This window comes from Azospirillum isscasi (assembly GCF_030849505.1).
Taxonomy (GTDB): Bacteria; Pseudomonadota; Alphaproteobacteria; order Azospirillales; family Azospirillaceae; genus Azospirillum; species Azospirillum isscasi.
This window is the reverse complement of sequence record NZ_JAUJFI010000265.1, coordinates 1-4566: the sequence shown is the minus strand read 5'-3', so window position 1 is coordinate 4566 and position 4566 is coordinate 1. Positions and strand designations below refer to the sequence as shown.

Here is a 4566-nt window from a genome sequence, read left to right as displayed (position 1 = left end):
TGTCCGCCCGCAGGTCGCGGTAGATGGCCGCCGCCGCCGTCATCCCGCGCTGCGGCGCGCGGGGCGGCTTGACGGTGCTGGTTGCGGTCGGGCTGGCGGGCCTGCTGGTCGGGCGGAACCTGGCCGCGCCCGCCGGAACGGAGGAGGCGCTGGCGCTCGGCCCCCATCCCGTCGCGCCAGCCCTCGGACCGAAGGCGGCCGGCCCGGCGACGGCCCTGTCCACGACGGTCAACACGTCGATGACCATCGTCGTCGGCCCCTTCCGCACCACCGGGCGGTCGGCGGAGGACAGTGCGCTGGCCGCCATGCTGACCGACGAAATCGCCGGCGGGCTTGCCAACCGCACCGATCTGCCGGTGCGGCTCGACCCGCCGCAGGCCGCCTCCGCACCCCCTCAGGGGCTGCGTCTGGCCGGCAGCCTTCAGACGCGCGACGGGACGGTGCGCGTCGTCGTGCATCTGACCGATCTCGTCACCGGAACGGTTCTCTGGTCCACCACCATGGACCGCCCGGCGGGGCCGGACGGCATGCCCACGCCGCAGGCCCTGGCCGCCGGCATCGTCGAGCCGGTCGCCGCGCCGCAAGGCCCCCTGCTGCCAGCGGCCACCGCGCGCCTGCGCAGCAAGCCCACGACCAGCTTATCGCCGCGCGAATGCGCCTTCCTCGCCGCCGGACGGAACGAGTTCCCCCCGGTCGAGCGGGCCGCCTTGAACGGTTGCCTGATGTCCGGAGCCCAGGCCCCGGCAGCCAGCGCGGGGGAGGCCGCGCGCCTGTGGTCGGCGCTGTCGCTGCTGCAATCCGACGCCTATCGCCGGGAAAGGAACGACGCCGCGTCGAACGACGCCCTGACGGCGGCCCTGCGCGCCACGGAACTGGCGCCCACCTCCCTGCGCCCGTTGACGGCGCTCTACACCGCCCACTGCCTGCGCGGGGAATACGCCCCCTGCTTCGCCACCGGGCAACGCGCCCTGCGGGCCTCGCCCGGCGACGCCAATATCCTCGGCGATCTCGGCCTGTGGTATGTCGAGGCCGGGCAAACCACGAAGGGGCTGTCCCTGCTGGAGCAGGCCATGGAGCGCGACCCGGCCCAGCGTGAGCGCCTGCTGCCGGCCTACAGCCTCGCCCTTCAGCGCCATGGCCATCCGGACGGGACCAAGCTGGAGTTCGAGGTCACCGCCGCGGCCCCGGCCCAGGCCGCCCTGGCCATCGCCTTCGTGCAGATGGGCCGGATGGACGAGGCCAAGGCCGCCGCCACGCGGGTGCTGGCGGCGGACCCTGACTTCGCCCGCCGCGCCGCGCGGGAACAGCGCATCCAGCCCCTGCCCCCGGCGCTGGACGCAGCCATCCGCGACAGCTATGCCATGGTCGGGCTGGCCGCCCCCCAGGGCGAGACCGGGAGCGTCACCCGGTAGTTCTCATACGACGTCGTATGATGAAACGTCCGGCGACGCTCCGGTGATCAGCCGGTGCCGGGCTGGACGGACCCTTCGTCCTCTTCCGCCCGGCGCCGGAGTTCGTCCGATGTCGTCCCCACGGGTACGGCGTCCTGAAGCGTCCCGTCGCCGGGGGTCTTGGTCCTGTCCTCCAGGGGAGAGTCCTTGTCTTTTCCGGCTCCCGGAGGCATGTCGGGCTTCGTTTCATCGGTCATGGCGTGTCTCCGCATTCCAATGGTTCCGATGAACAACACCCGCGAGGCGGGCGGGGTCCACATCCGTCGTGAAAGCTCCCTTGCCGGACGCCGCCCGGCTGCACACATCACGGCGTCGTACGCACGCATAAAGTTGACCCCGACGGTCAGGCTATCCTTGACCGCGCCGCGGCAGTTCCTTAGGGACTCGCGCGGTGGATCATGCCGGGCAGAACCGGTATGACCCGGCACCCGATCACGCAGCACCCTGCCCCGGCGCGCCCGCGCTCCGGCGGCCCGAACGGAGAGCGTCATGCTCAACGCCCCCACGCCCACCGCCCCCGTTCCGGCGGCACGGGACATCTTCTCCTTCCCCCGGCACCGGAGGGAGGCCCGGCGGCCCGCCCCCTTCCTGCCGATGACGCGGGCGGAGATGGAGCGGCTGGGCTGGGACTCCTGCGACATCGTGGTCGTGACGGGCGACGCCTACATCGACCATCCCAGCTTCGGCATGGCGATCATCGGGCGGCTGCTGGAGGCGCAGGGCTTCCGCGTCGGCATCATCGCCCAGCCGGACTGGAGCAGCGCGGAGCCCTTCAAGGCGCTGGGCAAGCCCAACCTGTTCTTCGGGGTGACCGGCGGCAACATGGATTCCATGGTGAACCACTACACCTCGGACCGCCGCCTGCGTCACAACGACAGCTACACCCCCAACGACGAGGGCGGGAAGCGGCCCGACCGCGCCGTGATCGTCTACAGCCAGCGCTGCCGCGAAGCCTACAAGGACGTGCCCATCGTCCTGGGCGGCATCGAGGCATCCTTGCGTCGCATCGCCCAATACGACCATTGGAGCGAGAAGGTCCGCCGCTCCGTCCTGGTGGATTCCAAGGCGGACATCCTGTGCTTCGGCAACGCGGAGCGCGCGATCATCGACGTCGCCCACCGCATCGCCGCCGGGGAGAAGGCGCGCGAGATCGACGACATCCGCGGCACCTCCATCGTTCGCAGCCGGGTGCCGGACGGCTGGACCGTCATCGACAGCAGCAGCATCGACGAGCTGACCCCCGCCGCCCCGCGCGCCGCCGGGGCCGACCGCACGGTGGTCCGCCTGCCCTCCTTCGAGCAGGTCAGCGCCGACAAGGTGCTCTACGCCCACGCCTCGCGCGTGCTGCATCAGGAAAGCAACCCCGGCAACGCCCGCGCGCTGGTGCAGCGGCACGGCGACCGCGAGGTGTGGCTGACCACGCCGCCGATCCCGCTGACCACGGCGGAGATGGACGGGGTCTACGGCCTGCCCTACGCCCGGGCGCCCCACCCGTCCTACGGCGACGCGCGCATCCCGGCCTGGGAGATGATCCGCTTCTCGGTGAACATCATGCGCGGCTGCTTCGGCGGCTGCTCCTTCTGCTCCATCACCGAGCATGAGGGGCGCATCATCCAGAGCCGGTCGGAGGGGTCGATCCTGAAGGAGATCGAGGAGATCCGCGACAAGGTGAAGGGCTTCACCGGCGTCATCTCCGACATGGGCGGGCCGACCGCCAACATGTACCGCATGGCCTGCAAGGATCCGGAGATCGAGAAGGTCTGCCGCCGCCCGTCCTGCGTCTTCCCGGACATCTGCAAGAACCTGAACACCGACCACAGCGACCTGATCCAGCTCTACCGCAAGGCCCGCGCCATTCCCGGCGTGAAGAAGATCAACATTGCCTCGGGCCTGCGCTACGACCTCGCCGTCCGCAGCCCGGAATATGTGAAGGAGCTGGTGACCCACCATGTCGGCGGCTATCTGAAGATCGCGCCGGAGCACACGGAGCCCGGCCCGCTGTCCAAGATGATGAAGCCGGGCATCGGCACCTACGACCGCTTCAAGGAGATGTTCGAGAAGGCGGCCAAGGCGGCGGGGAAGAAGCTGTATTTGATCCCCTACTTCATCGCCGCCCACCCCGGCACCACCGACGAGGACATGATGAACCTCGCCCTATGGCTGAAGCGGAACGGGTTCAAGGCCGATCAGGTGCAGACCTACCTGCCCTCCCCCATGGCGCTCGCCACGGCGATGTACCACAGCGACCGCAACCCGCTGCGCCCGATCCGCCGCGAGGGCTCGGAGGCGGTGTTCTCCGCCAAGGGGCTGAAGCAGCGCCGCCTGCACAAGGCGTTCCTGCGCTACCACGATCCGGAGAACTGGCCGGTGCTGCGCGACGCGCTGAAGGCGATGGGCCGCAGCGACCTGATCGGGCCGGGCGAGCACCAGCTCGTCCCGGCCTGGCAGACGACGGGGGGAATGGCCGCGGCGAAGGCGGAGAAGCCGAAGCCGGGCAAGACCTTCTACACCCAGCAGGCGGGCAAGGGCCGGCGGGCGCCGGTCAAGGGCGGCAAGCCGGGGCGGGGACGATAAGCCTTTCGATCCCCTCTCCCGCCCCGGGAGAGGGAAGGGACCCACGCGCCAGCGTGGGAAGGGTGAGGGTACCGGCAAGGATCAGCGATCCATTCTCGGCCTTACCCTCACCCGCCCGCTGCGCGGGCACCCTCTCCCGGGACGGGAGAGGGGATGGAAGCGTCAGCAGCCGTTGAGCGCCTTGATGCGCTCGATCAGGGCCCGCCCGTCGCGCTGGGCCAGCGCGACGTCGGCGGCGCCGTCGCAGACGCGGCCATTCGCGTAGACATAGTGATAGCGCACCCGGACGGCGTCCGGCCCGGCGGGCTCCGCCGCGAGCAGGCGGACGGGCTCGCGCATGTTGCCGTAATAGCGGCTCATCGACGCGATCTCGTAGGCGCCCGCGTTGCGCTTCTCCGGAACGAGGAAACCGTTCGCCCGCTCGCCGTCGGCCTGGGCCAGCGCGGCGTAGAAGCCGCGCACCGTCTCCAGCGCGTTGCCGGGAGGCGGCGGGGGTGGAGGCGGGGGCGGGGGCCGCCTGATGGATTGGGCCGGGTCAGCG

The 4566-nt window shown here is 70.9% G+C and carries 3 protein-coding genes and 1 pseudogene; 2 read left to right on the top strand and 2 right to left on the bottom strand.

The window, feature by feature from the left end; genetic code table 11:
• Nucleotides 1-23 precede the first annotated feature (23 nt).
• On the top strand, nucleotides 24-1412 hold the full coding sequence (locus QSG27_RS27800) for a hypothetical protein (protein ID WP_306711952.1): 1389 nt from the start codon (nucleotides 24-26) through the stop codon (nucleotides 1410-1412).
• A gap of 47 nt (nucleotides 1413-1459) precedes the next feature.
• Here the strand turns inward: QSG27_RS27800 and QSG27_RS27795 are convergent, their stop codons facing one another.
• On the bottom strand, nucleotides 1460-1648 hold the full coding sequence (locus tag QSG27_RS27795; protein ID WP_306711950.1) for a hypothetical protein: 189 nt from the start codon (nucleotides 1646-1648) through the stop codon (nucleotides 1460-1462).
• Nucleotides 1649-1940: 292 nt separating this feature from the next.
• Here QSG27_RS27795 and QSG27_RS27790 point away from each other — a divergent pair, with 292 nt between their 5' ends.
• Nucleotides 1941-4025: a YgiQ family radical SAM protein gene (locus tag QSG27_RS27790; protein ID WP_407653281.1), complete on the top strand. Its 2085-nt coding sequence runs from the start codon at nucleotides 1941-1943 to the stop codon at nucleotides 4023-4025.
• A gap of 162 nt (nucleotides 4026-4187) precedes the next feature.
• On the opposite strand, the pseudogene QSG27_RS27785 reads toward QSG27_RS27790, so the two are convergent.
• Nucleotides 4188-4566 (bottom strand): annotated as a pseudogene (locus QSG27_RS27785) (hypothetical protein); the annotation flags it as partial.

What these genes read in the sequence shown, in the direction of transcription:
- QSG27_RS27790 (WP_407653281.1), top strand. Translation starts at nt 1,941, where the DNA reads ATGCTCAACGCCCCCACGCCCACCGCCCCCGTTCCGGCGGCACGGGAC.
- QSG27_RS27795 (WP_306711950.1), bottom strand. Translation starts at nt 1,648, where the DNA reads ATGACCGATGAAACGAAGCCCGACATGCCTCCGGGAGCCGGAAAAGAC.
- QSG27_RS27800 (WP_306711952.1), top strand. Translation starts at nt 24, where the DNA reads ATGGCCGCCGCCGCCGTCATCCCGCGCTGCGGCGCGCGGGGCGGCTTG.